At 48.1% G+C, this 16,212-nt stretch carries 19 protein-coding genes and 1 riboswitch; of the genes, 2 read left to right on the top strand and 17 right to left on the bottom strand.

What is annotated here, in order from left to right:
* Positions 1 to 135 precede the first annotated feature (135 nt).
* The 15 genes from AC4EVX_RS06755 to AC4EVX_RS06685 all read right to left on the bottom strand — a co-directional run bounded on the left by AC4EVX_RS06755 (position 136) and on the right by AC4EVX_RS06685 (position 11,693).
* The gene (locus AC4EVX_RS06755) at positions 136 to 444 is read right to left on the bottom strand and encodes a BMC domain-containing protein (RefSeq protein ID WP_177977582.1); all 309 of its coding nucleotides are present in this window, start codon (positions 442 to 444) and stop codon (positions 136 to 138) included.
* 59 nt (positions 445 to 503) lie between these two features.
* On the bottom strand, positions 504 to 800 hold the full coding sequence (locus tag AC4EVX_RS06750) for a BMC domain-containing protein (RefSeq protein WP_027640757.1): 297 nt from the start codon (positions 798 to 800) through the stop codon (positions 504 to 506).
* Positions 801 to 895: 95 nt separating this feature from the next.
* Positions 896 to 1,174 (bottom strand): hypothetical protein, encoded by a 279-nt coding sequence (locus AC4EVX_RS06745; RefSeq protein WP_177977581.1) that lies wholly within the window; start codon positions 1,172 to 1,174, stop codon positions 896 to 898.
* Between the two features lies 1 nt (position 1,175).
* Positions 1,176 to 2,171, bottom strand: a complete 996-nt coding sequence (locus AC4EVX_RS06740; protein ID WP_308451327.1) for a DMT family transporter — start codon at positions 2,169 to 2,171, stop codon at positions 1,176 to 1,178.
* Between the two features lie 29 nt (positions 2,172 to 2,200).
* A complete protein-coding gene (eutM, locus tag AC4EVX_RS06735) occupies positions 2,201 to 2,485 on the bottom strand; it encodes an ethanolamine utilization microcompartment protein EutM (RefSeq protein WP_027640754.1) in 285 nt (94 codons plus the stop codon).
* A gap of 558 nt (positions 2,486 to 3,043) precedes the next feature.
* Complete coding sequence (locus AC4EVX_RS06730) at positions 3,044 to 3,883, bottom strand: MerR family transcriptional regulator (RefSeq protein WP_177977579.1); 840 nt, start codon at positions 3,881 to 3,883, stop codon at positions 3,044 to 3,046.
* Between the two features lie 259 nt (positions 3,884 to 4,142).
* Positions 4,143 to 6,218 (bottom strand): aminopeptidase, encoded by a 2,076-nt coding sequence (locus AC4EVX_RS06725; protein WP_490159854.1) that lies wholly within the window; start codon positions 6,216 to 6,218, stop codon positions 4,143 to 4,145.
* A 140-nt stretch (positions 6,219 to 6,358) separates the two neighbouring features.
* Positions 6,359 to 6,691, bottom strand: coding sequence for a calcium:proton exchanger (locus tag AC4EVX_RS06720; RefSeq protein WP_177977578.1), 333 nt, complete (start codon positions 6,689 to 6,691; stop codon positions 6,359 to 6,361).
* Between the two features lie 90 nt (positions 6,692 to 6,781).
* The gene (locus AC4EVX_RS06715; protein ID WP_177977577.1) at positions 6,782 to 6,931 is read right to left on the bottom strand and encodes a hypothetical protein; all 150 of its coding nucleotides are present in this window, start codon (positions 6,929 to 6,931) and stop codon (positions 6,782 to 6,784) included.
* Positions 6,932 to 6,942: 11 nt separating this feature from the next.
* Positions 6,943 to 7,623, bottom strand: coding sequence for an orotate phosphoribosyltransferase (gene pyrE / locus AC4EVX_RS06710; protein WP_308451330.1), 681 nt, complete (start codon positions 7,621 to 7,623; stop codon positions 6,943 to 6,945).
* A gap of 129 nt (positions 7,624 to 7,752) precedes the next feature.
* Positions 7,753 to 8,655: a dihydroorotate dehydrogenase gene (locus AC4EVX_RS06705; RefSeq protein ID WP_490159853.1), complete on the bottom strand. Its 903-nt coding sequence runs from the start codon at positions 8,653 to 8,655 to the stop codon at positions 7,753 to 7,755.
* On the bottom strand, positions 8,655 to 9,422 hold the full coding sequence (locus tag AC4EVX_RS06700; RefSeq protein WP_490159842.1) for a dihydroorotate dehydrogenase electron transfer subunit: 768 nt from the start codon (positions 9,420 to 9,422) through the stop codon (positions 8,655 to 8,657). Before AC4EVX_RS06700 ends, AC4EVX_RS06705 begins: the two co-directional genes overlap by 1 nt.
* A gap of 91 nt (positions 9,423 to 9,513) precedes the next feature.
* Positions 9,514 to 10,431: an orotidine-5'-phosphate decarboxylase gene (gene pyrF, locus AC4EVX_RS06695; protein ID WP_177977575.1), complete on the bottom strand. Its 918-nt coding sequence runs from the start codon at positions 10,429 to 10,431 to the stop codon at positions 9,514 to 9,516.
* 132 nt (positions 10,432 to 10,563) lie between these two features.
* The gene (locus AC4EVX_RS06690) at positions 10,564 to 11,253 is read right to left on the bottom strand and encodes an LrgB family protein (RefSeq protein ID WP_177977574.1); all 690 of its coding nucleotides are present in this window, start codon (positions 11,251 to 11,253) and stop codon (positions 10,564 to 10,566) included.
* Positions 11,254 to 11,255: 2 nt separating this feature from the next.
* Complete coding sequence (locus tag AC4EVX_RS06685) at positions 11,256 to 11,693, bottom strand: CidA/LrgA family protein (RefSeq protein ID WP_177977573.1); 438 nt, start codon at positions 11,691 to 11,693, stop codon at positions 11,256 to 11,258.
* A gap of 453 nt (positions 11,694 to 12,146) precedes the next feature.
* On the opposite strand from AC4EVX_RS06685, the gene AC4EVX_RS06680 reads away from it, so the two are divergent.
* Entirely contained in the window at positions 12,147 to 13,100 is a 954-nt protein-coding gene (locus tag AC4EVX_RS06680; protein WP_490159841.1) for a GNAT family N-acetyltransferase, read from the top strand.
* A gap of 244 nt (positions 13,101 to 13,344) precedes the next feature.
* Here AC4EVX_RS06680 and AC4EVX_RS06675 read toward each other — a convergent pair whose 3' ends face one another.
* On the bottom strand, positions 13,345 to 14,184 hold the full coding sequence (locus AC4EVX_RS06675) for a P-loop NTPase (protein ID WP_177977571.1): 840 nt from the start codon (positions 14,182 to 14,184) through the stop codon (positions 13,345 to 13,347).
* Positions 14,185 to 14,562: 378 nt separating this feature from the next.
* Between AC4EVX_RS06675 and AC4EVX_RS06670 the strand changes: the two genes are divergently transcribed.
* On the top strand, positions 14,563 to 15,267 hold the full coding sequence (locus AC4EVX_RS06670) for a GTP pyrophosphokinase family protein (protein WP_177977570.1): 705 nt from the start codon (positions 14,563 to 14,565) through the stop codon (positions 15,265 to 15,267).
* Between the two features lie 120 nt (positions 15,268 to 15,387).
* On the opposite strand, the gene AC4EVX_RS06665 is transcribed toward AC4EVX_RS06670, so the two are convergent.
* Positions 15,388 to 15,945: a folate family ECF transporter S component gene (locus AC4EVX_RS06665; RefSeq protein WP_177977569.1), complete on the bottom strand. Its 558-nt coding sequence runs from the start codon at positions 15,943 to 15,945 to the stop codon at positions 15,388 to 15,390.
* A gap of 66 nt (positions 15,946 to 16,011) precedes the next feature.
* A riboswitch (THF riboswitch) is annotated at positions 16,012 to 16,118 on the bottom strand.
* Positions 16,119 to 16,212 lie beyond the last annotated feature (94 nt).

The following is a 16,212-nucleotide window of genomic DNA, read 5'->3' as shown; positions in this document are numbered from 1 at the left end:
TACTGTTCACATACCCTGTAAACAGCAACGGATTTTGCCGATGCTTCGCATTCCAAATCGGCAAAATCTGCTACCGCCACGTTATCTTACGGCACTTTCGGTTCCAAAAGTGTCTGCCTTTGAGCGGTAACTGTTTTACTCTGCCGGCAGTAGATTCGTCAGGCTGTAACGTTTTACAATCTTTCCAAGATCCTGATGCGGTCTCGGGATTACCACGGAGCTGTAAACCTCTGCTCCCATGTTTTCGACTGCCTTCACTCCGGCATCCACTGCGGTACGGCAGGCTCCGACATCGCCCTGAACGATGACGGAAATGTATCCGGAAGCGACATTCTCGTAGCCGATCAGTTCGACATCTGCTGCCTTGCACATTGCATCCGCAGCTTCCAGAACAAATACCAGACCAAAGGTTTCAATCATTCCAATGGCTTCATATCTCTCCATACTTTTTCTCCTGTAAACGGTTTCTTACGCAAGTCCCTCTAAATACTTAAAATGACTTCTTACGCATCAATGTCATGAACGGACACGATCTCACCGACCGCACGGATCGGTCTCGGCATCACGTTCTTCGCTGTCAGCTTGCCGATCGCTGCCGCTGCCTCAGCTCCCGCCTCCACAGCAGAACGAACAGCTGCCACATCGCCCTTGACCATGATTGTGACAAGGGTGGAACCTACATTCTCGTAGGAAATCAGCTCGACATCTGCTGCCTTTAACATCTTGTCCGCAGCTTCCATCGCCGGAACAAGACCGAGGGTTTCCACGAGACCGAGGGCTTCTTCACCGTAATATCTCATTCTCCGATTCTCCTTTTCTAATTCTAAGCGATTCCATTCTCATTCCCCGAATCTCAATTTTTTAATCGGGAAAACTTTTGAGAACTTTTGAACTTTTATCGAAACTTTGCAGGCACATACTTATTTACGGCATCGCGTCCTGCCTCGTTGATTGCAAAGCGCATCGAGAGCTCTCCGTTTTTGTCAAGCTCATATCCGGTCAGCTCGCACATTCCGTTTGCTTCAAGCGCCATCGCGTGATTCAGATACATTTTCTTTGTAAACTGACCCTCGTTTCCATACTGGGACTTCATCGCATTCATAATCTCATCAACGCTTGCATCCTTCACTTTGTTTAAATAATTCAACACAGCCATTCTTGCAGGAAGTAACATCTTAGTTTTCCTCCTTCTTAAAGAAATCTAACGGATTCATCGTAACCAGGATTGCACCAGCGATGATGACAATCGATCCGATCACAATCGTCGGAGTCACTGCCTGACCTAAGAACAGGACACAGAAGAGAACTCCCCAGAATGCATAGGTGACATTCAGAGACATTCCGATTGCACAGCCAACGGTTGCATTCGCCTGATACCACAGCAGGTAGGAAGCACCTGCGCTCAGACCTGCGACAGCAAGCCAGAGAACCGGAATTCCTGCTGACAGCGTACCGCCGAGCAGTCCAAGACCACCGACAAGCGGAACGATGACAATCAGGTTTACAAGACCGGAGAACAGCTCTCTGATGTTTGTTGCCACATCAGTATCAACCATTGCACCACCGTAGCTTGAAAGTGTTCCCTCAAGTCCCCAGCAGACTGCTGCAAGAAGGGAACAGAGAATTCCGAGTGTAAAGTTCGGTGCGCCCTCCGGCTTCGTCCAGTTGATGACGATTGCACCGGCCACACAGATGACCATTCCTGCGACAACTCGCTTCGTCGGTTTTTGTTTCAGGAAGATCCATGCGAAGATCGCTCCGAAAAGACCACAGGTCGCGGAAATCGGGATCGCGTAAGCACCTGCAAGCGCGAGTCCTACGAGGTAAGCTCCGTTTGCGATCGGGCCTCCAAGGAAGGCTCCGAGAAGCATCATCTTTCCAGGGAAGGTGTTTAAGGTTCTTCCAATCTCTGCCAAACGTCCCATCTTGGCGTTGTAGAGTAACAGCCAGAGACCGGCAAACAGATCGTTCAGACCTGCACACACATAAGGGGCTGCAAGGAAACCAGCCGCTCCGGCAAGTGGTTCATAGTAACCAGCCACCATAACCAGCGTGGTGTAAATTCCGTAGGTCAGACCGGAAAATGCTCCAGTCATCAGTCCCGTCTTACGGAAACTTTTGCTGACCTGTTTCATCTTGGCATCTGCTAAAGATGCGTTTCCTCCGTTCATCGATTCATTTCTCCTTTGATGTTATTTCATTATTCGGTCTTTCCACCAGGAAGGATGGTCTCAACCTCTCCGTGCGGACGCGGGATTACGTGAACGGATACCAGCTCACCGATTCTCTGAGCTGCTGCTGCTCCCGCATCGGTTGCAGCCTTGACAGCTCCGACATCACCTCTCACCAGAACGGTGATCAGTCCGCCACCGACTTTCTCCTTTCCGATCAGGGTTACGTTTGCTGCCTTTACCATTGCATCGGCTGCCTCGATGGAAGCCACAAGACCTTTTGTCTCAATCATTCCAAGTGCATCATACTTCATCTTGTCTCTCTCCTTCTCCTTGGTTCTCTCCCACCCCTCAGACATTTCGTTTTTGTTTCGCTTTCTCTTGTTCAGGATTGGGAACTTTTACAGTTTTTTTCTTTTCTCTGAGCTCATCTTGTTTACAGTGCGCACAACATGCACAAGAAAAGTTTTCTCGCTCATGTTTTTCTGTGCATTTAGTATAGCCCTTGCCCCTCAGCGGAATGTCAACCCCTTTTTTCGATATTTTTTTCACACGCTGTTTTTGGGAACAATCCCTCGTTTTTCTAGCATCTTGTACAAATTCAGGAACAATTTCACAGCAGATTGTCCAATTTTTTGAACGAAATTTTTGTCCGATCTTCTTTGTTTCTCTTCGGATATGCAAAAAGCGGGCAAAATCATCCCTGATCTGCCCGCTCTGCCCTTCCCCCTAAGGGGAAAGTTTTCTCCCGCATTTTTTCATGCTTTCATTACATTTCTTTACATTTTTTGCGCCTGTATCTGTGCTTTTCTATTTGTTCCTATCTTTCTTATTCCTGTCTTTTTATTTTCCGTCTTTTGTTTTTTGTCGTCTTATTCTTCTGCCTCCTGCTCAAACGGAACCATAATCTCCGTCACAAACTCCTCCGTCTTTTTTGTCGACCAGTAGTCTGTCACAAACCTCTCATACGAATCCTTGGCAAGATGGCATCCGCGCTTTTTCGCCCACTCCCGGATTCTCTCATACTCCTGATCAATCGTTTCATGGGAGCCGATGTGATAGACGCAGACTGCCATTCCGCGCTGACGCTTTCGCTGGATCAGACTTTGTGGTTTCGGTCTGACTGCCTGTTGCATGATCCGCACTCGATGGCATTTGCCCTCCATCTTCTCTGCAAATGAGTCATAGTGCAAAATCACAGGTCCTGTGATCTCCTCCCCGTGCTCCTCAAGGTAATTCGTCCATGGAATGTTGATGACTGCCGGCGGATAATCATAAGTAAACTCCTGATCCATGTAACAAAAATCCATCTCCGGAAAATATTTGACTGAGATCTCACACGTCTGGTAGCGCAGGACCATCTGCGCCTCCTGAATCAACTGATACCAGTCCTGAATCGAGATCAGACTCTCCTGAAGCCTGCGCTTCTCCGCGGTCAGCTCCCCGATTTTTTCCGGGAACCATTTACGGATTCCGGCGAAATTCACATCGTCGAAAAGTCCCTGCATCTCCTCGAGCTTAAAGCCCATCTGTTTATAATATTTCAATACCGGCACATACAGCAGAGTATCCTCACTGTAATACCGATAACCGTTTTCCTCGTTGATATAGTCTGGCGAAATCAGCCCAATCTGATCGTAATAGCGCAGTGCCTTTCTCGAGACATTGCAAATTTTGCTCACTTCCCCGATCGAAAAAAAATTCTGTTCCATATCCCCTGTCTCCTTCTCCTTTCCACTTTTCTTCCCCATTTTTTGACAGTTTTGATTCTTTTTGTCTACTGTGACAAATATCTGTCTATATTATCAGATTTTGTGTGGCATTTCAACCAATTTCTTGTTGAAAACAGCACAAAAAAAGAAGACTCAGCGGAGCATCGGGAAATGCTCCCGTGCTCCACCCAGTCTCCATCTTCTGTTTATCGAACTTTTCGCGTTTGGTTTTTTTCTGACTTTTTATTGTGTTGTTTTTTTACTCTTCGTCAAGCGCACGGTTTAGCTCCTCAGTTCCGGCGACAACAAATCTTCCCTCGCGAATCACCGGAAGCTCTCTTCCATCCTCGCAGACTGCGGTGATGTCACCAAGCTCCGAGTACGGGATCGTGATGTCGAGATGACAGCCAAAGTATGCCTTCGATACATCTTCTTTTCTCAGAATCGAGATCTCATTGTCGCGCGCAATGACCTCGCGTCCATCCGGATTGTACATCGGGGAATCCTCGCTCCAGCTGTAACAGGTGTCACCGACTGCAAAGTGTGGTCCCATCTTCTCTGCAATCAGGATCGGCAATTTCTCCACAATGCCAAACTTCTGCGCCATCGCATATGCCGTCGTGTTCGTTCCGATCGCGAACTCGCCCATAGGGAGTGTATCGTGATTTTTGAGGATCTGCTGGCGGATCAGCTGATGTCCCTCCTCCGGATTCTCGAAATTGTCACAGCTGTACTCTGCAACCTTTCCGTCCTCAAAGCGGATTCTCAGGTTTTTAAACTGAATATCCCCGAGGTAGACCTGGCTCACATGCAGAAGTCCCGTCGTTCCCGCAAGAATTGGCGAAGTGAAGACTTCCCCGAGCGGAATGTTGACGTCGGCGACGCAGTTCTCAAAGTTTGTCTGCTTCGACGGATCGGAAAGTGTGTGAAGAGAAACGCGGATGTCGGTCTCGTTGCCGTTTCGTCCGGTCACATGCACCTGCTTTGCCTGATCGAGAACGTCAATGATGTGCTGTTGGATCTCCTTGTAAACCTCGTAGTCGAGCGTATTGATCCGAATCGTCTCCGCAAAGATCTGCTCAAAGTCAGCCCCGATCGCCGGAACCGGGAATGCGATGATCGTAAAGCTCGTCTCATCCCCCGGAATATAGTCGTTGAGTACCTGCATCGACTCGTTCGCATAGGCGATCGTCAGCTCTTCCTGCTTTTCGCCGAGTTTATATGCCTGCGGGCAGTTGACCGGGCAGAATCCGTCCTCACCGAACGTCTCCACGACAGCCGGACCAGCAAACCATCCTGCTTCCCTGCGGTAAGTCTCATACGCAGTGCGGAGCACGGCGAGCTTGCGCTCCTTGAATGCCTTGTCGAGGTAAATTGCGCTGTCATAACGATGATCGTAGTCGTACTGACGGTTTGCCGGAGTGCCGTGATAGCCGATCTTGCGGTTTGGATTCTTTGTCACCGACCACGATGCCGAGCGGTAGAGGATCGTCTCAAGTCCCATCTCGGAAAACTGGCGAATTGCAGAGCGAATCATGCGCTCAAAGCCGAGCTCATAGCGGATGGCAACCGTCTTTTTGCGGGACAGATCTCTTCCCATAACCTCAAATCCCTTGCGGTATCCTTCGGTGTACGTCGAAGCCATCTTCTCGATCGTCTCCTCTGGAAGCGTGTTCAAAAATCCCGCAATCTTTAACTCTGCATCTGAGATGTACTCTCCAAAGCGGTACAGATAACGCAGATCCGAAAGATCGCTCTCCATGATGATGTCACGCGCAAACGACAGAGACGGGTCGAGCTGTTCGCGAATCCGGTACGTCAGTGTCACATCTGTGTAATCGCTGAAGAACCAGTAGAGTACATCTCTCACTGCCTTCTCGTGCGGAACTCCCTCCTCAAAAAGATTGTAAATCTCAATCAGCGTCTCCGCGAGAATCGTGATGTCTGTCAATCGACACTCATAAGCAAAGACAATTGCCTCGCGAAACTGTGCATAAAAGGCAGACAGAATCGTGCCAAGCTCCTCCCCGAGCTTCTCCACCGCATACGCCGGATTTGCGTAGCTTTCCTCATAATGCTCCGGAAGTACATCCTCATAGAGCACATGGTTAAACGCTTTTAGCTCCTCAAGGGAATATCCTTCGAGTTCCTCGCGAAGCTGAAGTCTTGCCAGCTCCTCGATCTGACCGGCAAAATGAGCCAACACGGCAAAGTAATCCCGAAACGGCTCTGCAATTCTCTCCTCCGACGGAATCTGCGCAATCCGCTCCATCGCCAGATCATAGCGCTCACGGATCTGAGTATTCTCGTCATTCCATAATTCCCGATAATTCACAGTCGTCATATCCTTTCTTTTCTTGAAGCAAGTCACGCAGAGAAAAAACATCCTCCTCTGTGCAATTCACTCTGTTTTCGTTGCTGTTCACGCGTTGCGCAAACAGCGACACCGGAACCGTAACCTGTTTTACCTCTGTCCTACATCGTCAGGGACAGGATGCCCACAATCAGCATGCAGACCCAGAATACTGCCAGAATGGCTCCGGCGATTGAGGCAATCTTCGCCAAAATATAATTTTTTTCCTTTTCCCGAAATGCGGTGATCCCGTAGATCAGAGTCACCACGGTGAACGCAATCCCACAAAATCCCCATGCGGAGACATTTGCCTCCCCATTTCCCTGCGCGCGCACACTGAGAACAAGGCTGACAATCGTTGACGCAAGTGCTACAACCGCAAAACACGTCGCCGGAATGCTCCTGCTCGCAAGTGGTCTTCGGATATAGGAAATCCTGTATTTTTTTCTACGCACCCTGCGCTCCTTTCCAAAATGAAAACTCCGGAACGCAAAGAGGATGTCGCACTCCCGCAACATCCCCTTCTTCCGGCGTTTCCCGCCGATTTAAAATGTAATCTCGCCTTTGCGCTTGAGCAGAATGCTCCCACACACGATGGACATGATTCCGACTACCAGACCGGTCACAAGAACCACAATTCCCACCGCAATGCTACACGCACCGGTACGCTGCATTGTCTTATATACTTTCTCCATATGCAACTCCCTTACTCCTCAGCACCATACTGCTCATAGTAAGCGTCAATTGCTGCCTTTAAGGTATCATCGATCACGATACGACCCTTGTACGGCTTGTTGTAGAGATGCTCCACAACATCTGCCATCGTCACGATTGCAGTCGTCTTGAAGCCATACTTTCTCTCAATCTCCTTGAGTGCAGAGTGAGTCGTATCTTTTCCACGCTCCATACGGTCTACGGATACAACAAGACCGAGCACATCCACGTCACCCTGAGCTTTGATGATCGGCAGAGTCTCCTCGATGGAAGTTCCGGCAGTCGTTACATCCTCGATGATCACAACCTTATCGTTGTCCTTGATCGGGCTTCCAAGCAGGATTCCCTTATCGCCGTGATCCTTCACCTCTTTACGGTTTGAACAGTAGCGAATATCTGCATCGTAGAACTCGCTGATTGCCATCGTCGTTGCAACGGTCAGCGGAATTCCCTTGTAAGCCGGTCCAAACAGCACATCGAAATCCATGCCGAATGCACTCTGGATTGCCTTTGCATAGTACTCACCTAAACGGCGAAGCTGAGTTCCGGTGCGGTAAAATCCGGTATTTACAAAGAACGGGGTCTTTCTTCCACTCTTGGTCACAAAATCACCGAATTTCAGAACCTCACAGTCAATCATAAACTCAATAAATTCTTTCTTATACTGCTCCATAGCACGATATCTCCTCTCATTTTAATCTTATTGTCTAATCTTACTTACCAGTCTCAATGTCACTCTCACTTGTTGCTGTCCACACCTTTTACACATGGCGCAAACAGCAACGTAATTTCACTCTTGCTCTTACTTCACACAGCCGATCAGCTCATGGATATCCTCAACTCCATGCTGTTTCATGAAGTTCTCGATTTCCTCAGCGATCTGAACCGTCGCATACGGATTAAAGAAGTTTGCCGTGCCGACGGACACTGCGGTCGCACCTGCCATGATGAACTCCAGTGCATCCTCAGCCGTCGCGATACCGCCCATACCAATGATCGGGATCTTGACTGCCTGAGCCGTCTGGTATACCATGCGGACAGCAACCGGCTTCACTGCCGGACCAGACATGCCACCGGTCTTATTTGCGAGCGCAAACGTCCGACGGTTGATGTCGATCTTCATTCCGGTCAGCGTGTTGATCAGAGAGAGTGCATCTGCACCGCCTGCCTCCGCTGCCTTTGCCATCACTGTGATGTCCGTCACATTCGGGCTGAGTTTCATGATCACCGGCTGTTTTGCCTTCGCCTTGACTGCCTTTGTGATCGCCTCGACTGCCTTCGGGTCCTGACCAAAGGCGATACCGCCCTCCTTGACATTCGGGCAGGAAATATTGATCTCAAGAAGGTCAACCGACTCGTCTGCAAGACGCTCCACAACCTCAAGATAATCCTCGGTCGTCTTACCGCAGACATTGACCACGATCTTCGTATCATACTTCTTCAGGAACGGAATGTCTCTCTTTGCAAACACATCGATACCCGGATTTTGCAGACCGATCGCGTTGAGCATACCGCCGTAAACCTCGGTGATACGCGGAGTCGGGTTGCCCGGCCACGGCACATTTGCCACGCCCTTCGTCACCACAGCTCCGAGACGGCTCAAATCTACAAACTCACTGTACTCTTCTCCGCTTCCAAATGTACCGGAAGCTGTCATAACCGGATTCTTTAACTCAACACCGGCAATCGTCACCTTTGTATTCATCACAGCTCCACCTCCTGCGCAGGAAATACCGGACCGTCCTTGCAGATCCGCTTGTTGTGCACATGGGAATGGTCATCCACTTCCTTCGACTTGCAGACGCAGGCCAGGCAGGCGCCGACTCCGCATGCCATGCGCTCCTCAAGGGAGAGCCAGCACTCGATTCCGTTCTCCTGTGCATATGCCTTGATTGCGCGAAGCATCGGGGTCGGACCGCAGGCGTAGATCACATCTGCATCAAGTCCCTGCTCACGGATCGCATCGAGGACATTTCCCTTTGTTCCCGCACTTCCATCCTCAGTTGCCAGGTAAACAGAACCATACGGCTCAAATTCCTGGTTCAAGAACAGGACATCACGGTAGCCAAGCACCATCTGTCTCTCGCCCTTGAGCGTCTTTGCAAGCTCAAGCATCGGCGGAATACCAATTCCACCGCCAATCAAGAAGGCTTTCTTCGTGCTGTCCGTCGGAAAACCATTTCCAAGCGGTCCTAAAATTTCAATCTCATCGCCTGCCTGATAGGTGGCAAACTCCTTTGTTCCGGCTCCGACTGTCCGGTAAACAATGCGCAGACGTCCATTCTCACGGTCAATCTCACACAGACTGATCGGACGCGGAAGGAGCTTTGACTGATCCTTCGTATAGACAGAGATAAACTGTCCCGGCTTTGCCTGAGAGGCAATCTCCTCTGCCTGAATCCACATGCTGAACACATCTGAAGTCAGTGCTTCCTGACTGACCACAGATGCTGTCATCTTGATCTTTCCCATTACGACCCGTACCTCATTTCCAAGATTGTTGCTGTTCACACTCCCTGCAAACAGCAACGGATTTTTCTCACTCTGTTCTTACAGGAGGAAGTTACAGAACGCTGTTGATGTCTGCAACCATGTCCACAACTGCCTGTCTGGATGCCTCTGCGAAATGCTCTGCACCGAACTTTGCATACTTCTCCTGTCTGTATGCTGCGATGATACCGCGTGAAGAGTTGACGATTGCGCCGAGTCCGTCCTCATTGAAGCAAGCCTTCAGATCCTTTGCGGTACCGCCCTGTGCGCCGTAACCCGGAACGAGGAAATAGGTCTTTGGCATCAGCTTTCTGAGGATTGCGCTCATCTCCGGATAAGTTGCTCCGACAACGGCTCCAACATTGCTGTATGCGCCATCCATACAGTCTGCACCCCACTCTACAACTTTGTCTGCAACCAGCTCGTAAACCGGTCTTCCATCGACAAGTTTGTCCTGAAGCTCACCGCTGGACGGGTTGGATGTCTTTACCAGAACAAAGATTCCCTTGTTCTCTGCCTTGCACACATCTACAAACGGCTTCACGCCATCGGTTCCGAGATACGGGTTTACAGTGAGGAACTCGGTGTTGAATGCAGAGTACTCCTTGCTTCCAACCTTCACTTTACCCAGATGAGCGGTTGCGTATGCAGCGGAAGTAGAACCGATATCACCGCGCTTTGCATCGCCGATCACGATCAGTCCCTTCTCCTGGCAGTAGCGAACGGTGCGCTCGTAAACCTTTAAGCCCTCAATGCCAAACTGCTCATACATTGCAATCTGCGGTTTTACAGCCGGAATCAGATCCCAGGTATGGTCGACAATCTCCTTATTATAGTTCCAGACAGCGTCTGCGGCGCCCTCTAAAGTCTCACCATATTCTGCAAATGATTTCTTTAGAATGTGCTCCGGAATATAACTGACCATCGGATCAAGTCCCACACAAATCGGTGCCTTTGTTTTCTGAATCTTCTCAATTAACTGCTGAATCATCTTTGTCCTCCTCATACCTTGTCCGTTTTTATTTTGTTGTATTGCTTACTATACATCCGTATAACGGTGCATAACAATGTATAGCAGTATGTCTCTTGGAACATTTTAGCATATCCGCAAAAGCCTTTCAAGCTAAATCAACCCGGAAATCATCGGAACAATGATAACCGTAAGAAGTCCCGCAACTGCAATCGCAAGACTGCTCATTGCGCCTTCGACCTCACCGAGCTCGAGTGCCTTCGCCGTTCCGATCGCATGGGCAGAGGTTCCAAGTGCAAGTCCACGCGCAACCGGATGCTTGATTCTCGCAATCGCAAAGACAGCGTCTGCGACGATATTTCCGAAAATTCCGGTGATAATGATGCAGACAACAGTCAATGTCACAACACCGCCAGCCTGCTCACTGACACCCATTCCGATTGCTGTCGTGATCGACTTTGGAAGAAAGGTGACATACTCCTGATGGCTCAGACCAAATACCGTACAGAGCACGAAAATACTTCCCGCACTTGCAATCACACCTGCGATGATCGAGGCAATGACGGCAACTGCATTCTTCATCAAAAGCTCCAACTGCTTGTAAAGCGGAATTGCCAGACAAACCGTCGACGGAGTCAGCAGATAGCTGATGTATTTTCCGCTGTTGTTGTAAGTCTCATAATCGATATGGAAAATCTTTAAAATCGCAATCACAAGAATTACGGAAATCAGAAGGGGATTTAAGATCGCCCATCCGAATTTTTTCTTCAGCCATGCGCCAAACAGATAGGCGAGAAGGCTCAACACAAATCCCAAATATAAAGAACTCTGAACTGCACTCATGCCTATCTGCCTCCCTTATTTTTGTTGGTTCCAGTACTTCTATTGCTGTTATTCTTGTCTTTTTTATGATGTTCGTCATACTCATGAACTTCTTTTTCTCCAAATGCAAGGATCAGCTCTGTGACTTTTCCGGTTGTAATCATAACGATAATCGTCGAAACAGTACATACCACCAGCATCGGAACAAGAATTGCCCGCATGGCATCCACGCTCTCCATCAAGCCAACCGCTGCCGGAATAAACAGGATCGGCATGATCTCAAGCAGGAAATTTCCTGTCGCCTCAACCTGATCCAATTTAAGGATTCCACTGCACAAGAGCACAAGTAACAGCAGAAGTCCATAGACACCTGCCGGTACCGGCAACGGCAGTAGCAGATTCATCAGCTCGCCAACCAGCGTAATTCCGAACAGAATCGCGCTCTCCTTTACATACTTCATATCTTTCTCTCCTTTTGTACCACCCGGGGGAAGTGTGTTAAAATTTTGTTCGCATCCGTTTACGGAAGCGCTTCCTTTAAGAATTCCTCTTTTTAGAGTTTTTCTTTTTAGAAGTCCTCTTTCTTCTAAGGGCTTCTCCAAGGATTCTAAGGGCTCCTCCGACGAGTAAAGTTAGGCAAACACGTTCGCACTCCGGGTTCGCCTAATCTTTCTCGTCTCCGTCGCCTGCTTCTATCTCCTTAACACAACTTTCTTCTGTCACTCTCAAATGCATTGTCTGTGCATCATCAGATATTTTCTCACCGGGTCATGATGATCTGCGCCAAAATTGCACATCCCGGCTATTCTACCACCACCCCCGTCAAACTACAATCCCATTTCTTGTATTCTTTGTGTATTTTTATTATAATGAGAGAAACCTTGCCAGGTCACAATAAACGAAAGGATTTATTTATGAAAATTCAGAAAACCATCACATATACCGATTTTTCTATTGTCATAACCCAGACTCCAGATGCATCACAGCTATCCGCCATTGAGTCACTTTTCCTATCTTGTCATCAGAATGGGGAAAATGTCCCTGAATTTCCAGTCGCTGAGATCACAACCGATACGAATCATAACGAAGAACTTTATGCTTCAGCTGACTCCTTTGACGATGAAGAAAACATTTTTCTCTTTCTGATGCGTTCAGACGGTTCGATTCCTGCTGTTCTCTCCCTCTCGATTTTAGATAATGAGACCGCAGAATGTCGAGCTGTCACCAACCCCGCATTTCGCCGTCAGGGATATTTTTCTGCTTTGCTCGAGGAGGCAGAAACACTTGCTGGAGAACGAGACATTCTCTTCCCGGTCCCAGACTCCTGTACAGATGGTCTTGCCGTCATGCATGCACTTGAGGCAGAATGCCTCTCCGCTGAATATGAGATGGCATGCCGACTCGGCGCATCTATACACTCTTTTTCACATATTCATTGTAATAACCCTTGTTATACCAACCAGAACTCCACTCTCTTTGAGACTGCAAAATGGACTCTTGTCTCTGATAAAGGAAAAAACGAAGATTCATTTTCACTCCATGTTCGCGAAGAAAATGAAGAAGTAATTGTCAATGGTCAGACAACTTTCCATACGAATTCCCACTTTCCTACGGTTGATCTTATCGGTTCCTGCCTGACAACACGCACCTCTGAAACCTGTGTCTGCCTGCACCATGTCGAGATCTGTGAGAATCTTAGAGGAAAAGGATTTGGCACTATTCTGATTCGCAGACTTCTTGAAGAACTTGCTAATTTTGGTATAAAACGTGTCATTCTTCAGGTCTCTGGTGATAATACCCCTGCACTCTCACTGTATAAAAAAACAGACTTTGCAATCACACAAAGCCTGTCCTATTATTTGTATTAACCATTCCGTGTGAAACGTCGGTGCTTAGGCTATGTATTTTATAGCCTTATGCACCGCTACGCTCGCCCGGCGTATCGAGGAAGCGCCAGTGACGCTTCCGCTGATTTACCCGGAGCGAGAGCGAGTTTGCGTGACTTATTTTGCCAGTCGGAACCCCACCATTCACTATCTCAATTTCCTAAATCTCTAAATTCTTAACTTCTTAAATCTTTAATTTCTGAGTTCTCAATCCGACTCAAACCTTTTACAGAGCCAGCACCTTCTCGGCAGCGGTCTCCATCCAGTCTTCCTTCAGATACTCTACCGTACCTGCATCGACATTCTCTGCAATCTTCGGATCGATCGGGATTTTTGCAAGTACCGGAATACCATACTGCTCTGCAATCTCATCGATATGGCTCTCACCGAATACAGAAATCTTCTTTCCGCAATCCGGACAGCTCAAATAGCTCATATTCTCAACAAGACCAAGGATCGGAACATTCATCTTCTGCGCCATATTCACTGCCTTTGCAACAATCATCGAAACCAGCTCCTGCGGAGAGGTTACAATGATGATTCCGCTAAGCGGAAGAGACTGGAATACAGTCAGCGGGACATCTCCGGTTCCCGGAGGCATATCAACGAACATATAGTCCACATCCTTCCAGAGAGCATCGCTCCAGAACTGCTTTACTGCACCTGCGATAACCGGACCTCTCCAGATAACCGGATCGGTATCCTTATCGAGAAGCAGGTTTGCAGACATAATATCGATTCCGGTAGCTGTTGTTGCCGGAACCATCATGCCATCCTCAGTCACAGACAGACCATCTGTTCCAAGACCAAATGCCTTCGGAATCGACGGACCCGTGATATCTGCATCCAGAATCGCAGTATGTTTTCCCTTTTCATTTATTTTCACTGCCATCAGCGCGGTAACAAGAGATTTTCCCACTCCACCTTTTCCGCTCACAACGCCAATAACGTGCTTAACGCTACTTGCAGGATTCAGCGGTGCTAAAAGGCTGGTCGGCTGACCTCCGTTCCGGCTTGAACAGCTCTCTCCACAGCTGTTGCAGTCATGTGTACAATTCTCACTCATGTGAATTTTCCTCCAATTCTGATTCTTCTTATCTTTTTTTGTGCGTTCGCAATCCCCCAAATCAAGCAATTTCAAACATACACATTTTTTAGACCCTCGTTTCATTGTAGTTCATTTAACAGGCTTTTGCAAGCCTTTCTTTTTTCATAGTGCCTTCCCAATCCCCCTCTTCCGTCCCGTTCGCCCTCCCATTCTTTTTCCTGCTCTTTTATTTCCTGAATTTATGAATTTGTGAATTTTTTAATTTTTTCTCGTTTTATCGCTTGTCGTTTTAGTAAAAACTGCTTATAATGAACATGTATCCGGGTAGGATGTCACCCATGTTCCTGCTCCCTGATACAGAATTCTAAATTTATCGATACTAAGGGGTCTTAAAAAATGAATGTAAATATGAATCCAAACAGTGAGCTGATCCAGTCCGCCGTCAATGTTCCAAATCTTGCCCAGGTTCCGGAGGCACTGATCAGCCAGGCAAGACAATTCCAGTCCGCCATGATGATGTACACCTGCGCCATCCGTGAAGTAAAGACCAAGCTCGAAGTACTCAACGACGAACTCTCAATCCGTCACCAGCGCAACCCGATCGAGGTGATTAAATCCCGCGTAAAAAAGCCGACAAGCATTGTGGAAAAGCTGATCCGCCGAAATCTTCCAGTATCCGTGGAATCCATGTGCACAAATCTCGACGATATCGCCGGAATCCGCGTCATCTGCTCCTTCGTCGACGACATCTACACCGTCGCCAACATGCTCGTCAGTCAGGATGATGTGACCGTCATCGCAATCAAGGACTACATCAAGCATCCGAAGCTAAACGGTTATCGCAGTTACCACCTGATCATCGAAGTTCCGGTATATTTCTCCGAAGAGAAGCGAAATATTCGCGTCGAAGTTCAGATCCGCACGATTGCAATGGATTTCTGGGCAAGTCTCGATCATCAGCTCAAGTACAAGAAGGACGTCGACAATGCTGAGGAAATCGGCGAACAGCTCCGCCAGTGCGCCGAAGTCATAGCAGAGACCGATCAGCGTATGCTCTCAATCCGAAAAGATATTGAAGCAAAGACCGTAAAAAAAGAATAATAAGTAACGAGCTATATGCTCCGCGAGCATCTACTTGAATCATCCCAATAAAACAAAATAAAACAGAAAACCAGCAGAGAATTCCGTTTCCGGTTCCCTGCTGGTTTTCTGTTTGAGTAATCATATTTGCTCTTTCAAGAGGCGTACCACCCCGGCGCTCTCAAGAACCTTTCTCACCGTATAAAACAGAACGGAGTTGATCGGCCACATAATTATATTTTTAAATGCACGCATCGGAAGCAATGCGAGAAATCCTTTTCCATAGAGCATGCTCAGGAAATACGTGCTCATCAGCATGTTGCAGATCACACAGACCGTCAGCTCTGCGATCAGCACGCGCGTCAGCGTCAATGGGCGCTTGTAGTAGAAACATCCGTAAATCAGTCCTGCCACAATCGCCACAAGTGTGAATCCCGGGAAAAATGCTCCGGTCGGCTTGATCAGAAATTTCACAATGTCCATCGTGCCACCGAAGACGGCTCCGGCAACCGGTCCAAAGAGACTGCACACAAACTGATTGACGATCGTCGAAAAACCGATCTTGATGTAATCGCCGATCTGGATTGTGAAATATCCAAGAATCACGGACAATGCTCCAAACATCGCCATCGTCGTGATCGCACGAACGTGCTTGAGTTCCTGATGAGAACTGGTAAACAAAGAAATCATTTTACGCATAAAAAATACCTCCTTTGCAGACCTCTCGAACTACAAAGGAGATATAAGATTGAAATATATCCTCTTCGCAGCGGGATGCGGACTGTGTACCGCAAAGAACTCCTTCGTTCTTTTTCGTCCTGCCGGCAACTCCCTGTCCGGCTGGCACTTAACGCACACAGACCTACTCTGCTTCTCTTATTTATTTTTGTTTTATTTTATCACAAATTTTCCCTTTGTAAAGCATTTTTTTGCATGCAAAACGATTTATTTTGACGATGTTACTTG

This window comes from Brotaphodocola sp. (genome assembly GCF_983179755.1).
This window is presented reverse-complemented; position numbering and strand designations above follow the sequence as displayed.

Excerpts from the sequence above, each read along its gene's own strand:
- AC4EVX_RS06755 (WP_177977582.1), bottom strand. The coding sequence starts at position 444 with ATGGAGAGATATGAAGCCATTGGAATGATTGAAACCTTTGGTCTGGTA.
- AC4EVX_RS06750 (WP_027640757.1), bottom strand. The coding sequence starts at position 800 with ATGAGATATTACGGTGAAGAAGCCCTCGGTCTCGTGGAAACCCTCGGT.
- AC4EVX_RS06745 (WP_177977581.1), bottom strand. The coding sequence starts at position 1,174 with ATGTTACTTCCTGCAAGAATGGCTGTGTTGAATTATTTAAACAAAGTG.
- AC4EVX_RS06740 (WP_308451327.1), bottom strand. The coding sequence starts at position 2,171 with ATGAACGGAGGAAACGCATCTTTAGCAGATGCCAAGATGAAACAGGTC.
- eutM (WP_027640754.1), bottom strand. The coding sequence starts at position 2,485 with ATGAAGTATGATGCACTTGGAATGATTGAGACAAAAGGTCTTGTGGCT.
- AC4EVX_RS06730 (WP_177977579.1), bottom strand. The coding sequence starts at position 3,883 with ATGGAACAGAATTTTTTTTCGATCGGGGAAGTGAGCAAAATTTGCAAT.
- AC4EVX_RS06715 (WP_177977577.1), bottom strand. The coding sequence starts at position 6,931 with ATGGAGAAAGTATATAAGACAATGCAGCGTACCGGTGCGTGTAGCATT.
- pyrE (WP_308451330.1), bottom strand. The coding sequence starts at position 7,623 with ATGGAGCAGTATAAGAAAGAATTTATTGAGTTTATGATTGACTGTGAG.
- AC4EVX_RS06705 (WP_490159853.1), bottom strand. The coding sequence starts at position 8,655 with ATGAATACAAAGGTGACGATTGCCGGTGTTGAGTTAAAGAATCCGGTT.
- AC4EVX_RS06700 (WP_490159842.1), bottom strand. The coding sequence starts at position 9,422 with ATGGGAAAGATCAAGATGACAGCATCTGTGGTCAGTCAGGAAGCACTG.
- pyrF (WP_177977575.1), bottom strand. The coding sequence starts at position 10,431 with ATGATTCAGCAGTTAATTGAGAAGATTCAGAAAACAAAGGCACCGATT.
- AC4EVX_RS06690 (WP_177977574.1), bottom strand. The coding sequence starts at position 11,253 with ATGAGTGCAGTTCAGAGTTCTTTATATTTGGGATTTGTGTTGAGCCTT.
- AC4EVX_RS06685 (WP_177977573.1), bottom strand. The coding sequence starts at position 11,693 with ATGAAGTATGTAAAGGAGAGCGCGATTCTGTTCGGAATTACGCTGGTT.
- AC4EVX_RS06680 (WP_490159841.1), top strand. The coding sequence starts at position 12,147 with ATGAAAATTCAGAAAACCATCACATATACCGATTTTTCTATTGTCATA.
- AC4EVX_RS06675 (WP_177977571.1), bottom strand. The coding sequence starts at position 14,184 with ATGAGTGAGAATTGTACACATGACTGCAACAGCTGTGGAGAGAGCTGT.
- AC4EVX_RS06670 (WP_177977570.1), top strand. The coding sequence starts at position 14,563 with ATGAATGTAAATATGAATCCAAACAGTGAGCTGATCCAGTCCGCCGTC.
- AC4EVX_RS06665 (WP_177977569.1), bottom strand. The coding sequence starts at position 15,945 with ATGCGTAAAATGATTTCTTTGTTTACCAGTTCTCATCAGGAACTCAAG.